The organism is Rossellomorea arthrocnemi, from assembly GCF_904424705.1.
Classification (GTDB): Bacteria; Bacillota; Bacilli; order Bacillales; family Bacillaceae_B; genus Rossellomorea; species Rossellomorea arthrocnemi.
The window spans coordinates 1-2,233 of the sequence record NZ_CAJGBF010000046.1 but is presented as its reverse complement, the minus strand read 5'-3'; the positions used below and the strand labels follow the sequence as shown (position 1 = coordinate 2,233).

Sequence of the window (2,233 nt, the reverse complement as noted above, 5' to 3'; positions counted from 1 at the left end):
TGGTTAAGTCCTCGATCGATTAGTATCAGTCAACTCCACATGTCGCCATGCTTCCATCTCTGACCTATCTACCTAGTCATCTTCTAGGGATCTTACTCACTTACGTGATGGGAAATCTCATCTCGAGGGGGGCTTCATGCTTAGATGCTTTCAGCACTTATCCCTTCCGCACATAGCTACCCAGCGATGCCTTTGGCAAGACAACTGGTACACCAGCGGTGCGTCCATCCCGGTCCTCTCGTACTAAGGACAGCTCCTCTCAAATTTCCTGCGCCCACGACGGATAGGGACCGAACTGTCTCACGACGTTCTGAACCCAGCTCGCGTACCGCTTTAATGGGCGAACAGCCCAACCCTTGGGACCGACTACAGCCCCAGGATGCGATGAGCCGACATCGAGGTGCCAAACCTCCCCGTCGATGTGGACTCTTGGGGGAGATAAGCCTGTTATCCCCGGGGTAGCTTTTATCCGTTGAGCGATGGCCCTTCCATGCGGAACCACCGGATCACTAAGCCCGACTTTCGTCCCTGCTCGACTTGTAGGTCTCGCAGTCAAGCTCCCTTGTGCCTTTACACTCTGCGAATGATTTCCAACCATTCTGAGGGAACCTTTGGGCGCCTCCGTTACTCTTTAGGAGGCGACCGCCCCAGTCAAACTGCCCACCTGACACTGTCTCCCACCCCGATAAGGGGCGCGGGTTAGAATTTCAATACAGCCAGGGTAGTATCCCACCGATGCCTCCACCGAAGCTGGCGCTCCGGTTTCCAAGGCTCCTACCTATCCTGTACAAGCTGTACCAAAATTCAATATCAGGCTACAGTAAAGCTCCACGGGGTCTTTCCGTCCTGTCGCGGGTAACCTGCATCTTCACAGGTACTATAATTTCACCGAGTCTCTCGTTGAGACAGTGCCCAGATCGTTACGCCTTTCGTGCGGGTCGGAACTTACCCGACAAGGAATTTCGCTACCTTAGGACCGTTATAGTTACGGCCGCCGTTTACTGGGGCTTCGATTCGCACCTTCGCTTACGCTAAGCACTCCTCTTAACCTTCCAGCACCGGGCAGGCGTCAGCCCCTATACTTCGCCTTACGGCTTCGCAGAGACCTGTGTTTTTGCTAAACAGTCGCCTGGGCCTATTCACTGCGGCTCTCTCGGGCTTGCACCCTACCAGAGCACCCCTTCTCCCGAAGTTACGGGGTCATTTTGCCGAGTTCCTTAACGAGAGTTCTCTCGCTCACCTTAGGATTCTCTCCTCGCCTACCTGTGTCGGTTTGCGGTACGGGCACCTTTTTCCTCGCTAGAGGCTTTTCTTGGCAGTGTGGAATCAGGAACTTCGCTACTATAATTCGCTCGCTGTCACAGCTCAGCCTTCACGATGATGGGATTTGCCTCATCATCAGCCTAACTGCTTAGACGCACATATCCAGCAGTGCGCTTACCCTATCCTCCTGCGTCCCCCCATTGCTCAAACGGAAAAGAGGTGGTACAGGAATATCAACCTGTTGTCCATCGTCTACGCCTATCGGCCTCGACTTAGGTCCCGACTAACCCTGAGCGGACGAGCCTTCCTCAGGAAACCTTAGGCATTCGGTGGATGGGATTCTCACCCATCTTTCGCTACTCATACCGGCATTCTCACTTCTAAGCACTCCACCAGTCCTTACGGTCTAGCTTCGCAGTCCTTAGAACGCTCTCCTACCACTGACACCTAGAGGTGTCAATCCACAGCTTCGGTGATACGTTTAGCCCCGGTACATTTTCGGCGCAGAGTCACTCGACCAGTGAGCTATTACGCACTCTTTAAATGGTGGCTGCTTCTAAGCCAACATCCTGGTTGTCTAAGCAACTCCACATCCTTTTCCACTTAACGTATACTTTGGGACCTTAGCTGGTGGTCTGGGCTGTTTCCCTTTCGACTACGGATCTTATCACTCGCAGTCTGACTCCCATGGATAAGTCTTTGGCATTCGGAGTTTGTCTGAATTCGGTAACCCGATGAGGGCCCCTAGTCCAAACAGTGCTCTACCTCCAAGACTCTTACACATGAGGCTAGCCCTAAAGCTATTTCGGAGAGAACCAGCTATCTCCAAGTTCGATTGGAATTTCTCCGCTACCCACACCTCATCCCCGCACTTTTCAACGTGCGTGGGTTCGGACCTCCATTCAGTGTTACCTGAACTTCATCCTGGACATGGGTAGATCACCTGGTTTCGGGTCTACGACCACATACT

The 2,233-nt window shown here is 53.0% G+C and carries 1 rRNA gene; it reads right to left on the bottom strand.

From position 1 onward, the window contains the following. Positions 1–2,233 (bottom strand): 23S ribosomal RNA (locus BAA9072_RS23835); the annotation flags it as partial.